We start from the raw sequence: 1,802 nt of genomic DNA on the forward strand, positions 1-1,802 counted from the left end.
GCGATTGTTTTATAGGTCATCGAAATTAACTTGATAAAGAAGAATCCTTTATTGGGGGAGAGAAATTTGAGTAATGGTCAAAAGATAGATGTCGAAGGAACAGAGCTTTACTACGAGTATGTTGCTATGTCTGACTCTAGCCCAACGGTGGTATTTGAATCAGGTTATGGGTGGGCATTAGACAATTGGCAATCCATTAGAAAAGAAGTATCCACTTTTGCAAACGTGTTTTTTATGACAGAGAAGGTATAGGGAAAAGTAATAATAGTCATAAATCCAAACATAGTTTACAAATTGTCGAGAATCTTAGAAACCTACTTATAGCTGCAAATATCAAGCCTCCATACATATTAGTAGGACATTCGTTTGGTGGAGTAAATGTTCGATTTTATGCGAGTAAGTACCCTGAAGAGGTAACAGGACTAATCCTAATAGATTCAGTTCACGAAGATCAAAATAAAGAAATGGTACCTCTGTTTACTGAGGAAGTAAAGAATGAATACTTAGGTCAATTCTTAGTAGAATCTTCGTTAAATGAATTTGAAGAAAGTCTAGAACAAGTTCGAGAAAGTAAACTCAAAAACATTCCTCTTATCGTGCTTACAGGAGGAACGCAACCCCATCATACGAATGAATCCTTTAATACCTGGATGAGATTTCAAATTGACCTTTCGTATCTAACTAAAACAAGTAAGCATATTGTAGTTAAAGAGGCTGGCCACGCCATCCACATCGACAGACCGAAACCTGTCATAAATGCCATTAGAGAAATGGTTGAGATGATTACTTATAAATCATAGTTACTCATTATAAATCTTAACCACCTGTTTCAATCACAACAATAAAGGAGAGGATCCTTTGACGCATTTAGAAGAAAGAATGAGAGAGAAAAGGTGGAAGCTACTAAGTAAAGAAATTATTCATGGTGCTCATGCAGGTAATATATTTAGGGTTGATGTTTTAGATGATAAGAATCAAAGAGGAGCTTATATCTATAAGCAATTTGCAGCTGATCGAAATAATGAAATAGATATTTATGAAAAACTTGAAAATCCTATTAAGCAGTTTAGCAAATTAGCACAAGTCTGGAATACTGCTCCCCAGGCAATTTTAATGCATGACCTTGAGGCACCACTAAAAGACACCTATGAAAGTTTATCTTTAACAGATAGGAAGAAGGTAATCACTGATATCTTACAGAGGTTATCAGACCTGCATGATACAAGGTCGAACCCATATACCCCCGAGTTACCTATTCATCAAATAACTTCTGAATGGCGCGATTGGTGTCTAGAAGAAATGAAAAACTTGTGTGCTCGCCACCATTGGGCAAAGTCTGAGTGGATCCAAACAATAAATGATACATATGACCAATTATCATTAAGTAATTTTGAAGCGAGAAGTCCTTTAGTCTTAACTCACGGAGATCCTCATTTAGAAAATATATTCCATTATGAAGAGCAGATTTGGTTTATTGATTGGGAATGGGCAGCAATTGGTTCACCAATGAGAGATATAACGATTCTGTTGCAGGATATTTATGACATAGAGTTAATTCATTTCGTAATTAAGGCATATCGGAAACTTTTGAAGCAAAAACAGCTAAATATTGTAGAACAAGATTATATGAAAGACTTTAACTATCTTTATATAGACCATACAACGATGATGCTAGCATGGGAAATACACAAGTATTTTCAAGGTTTTACAGATGAAAATAACATTCAAAAAGTCACTGAATTTAAAGTAGGAGAAATCAAAAGGATAGCAAACGAAGAGAAAGGCTTATTCCATTAAATCGG

General features: G+C 35.0%; 3 protein-coding genes. All 3 read left to right on the forward strand.

Translation table 11 applies throughout. From position 1 onward, the window contains the following. Nucleotides 1-66 precede the first annotated feature (66 nt). From ABVF21_RS22670 to ABVF21_RS22680, 3 genes are read left to right on the forward strand one after another with little or no spacing between them, the layout of a single operon-like run. Entirely contained in the window at nucleotides 67-252 is a 186-nt protein-coding gene (locus ABVF21_RS22670; RefSeq protein ID WP_371019072.1) for a hypothetical protein, read from the forward strand. Further along, the gene (locus ABVF21_RS22675) at nucleotides 249-800 is read left to right on the forward strand and encodes an alpha/beta fold hydrolase (protein ID WP_371019074.1); all 552 of its coding nucleotides are present in this window, start codon (nucleotides 249-251) and stop codon (nucleotides 798-800) included. The genes ABVF21_RS22670 and ABVF21_RS22675 overlap by 4 nt, the downstream gene beginning before the upstream one ends. 58 nt (nucleotides 801-858) lie before the next feature. Next, nucleotides 859-1,797, forward strand: coding sequence for a phosphotransferase family protein (locus ABVF21_RS22680; RefSeq protein WP_371019073.1), 939 nt, complete (start codon nucleotides 859-861; stop codon nucleotides 1,795-1,797). The last annotated feature ends 5 nt before the right edge of the window (nucleotides 1,798-1,802 follow it).

The organism is Pseudalkalibacillus sp. JSM 102089, from assembly GCF_041366475.1.
Classification (GTDB): domain Bacteria; phylum Bacillota; class Bacilli; order Bacillales; family Guptibacillaceae; genus Guptibacillus; species Guptibacillus hwajinpoensis_B.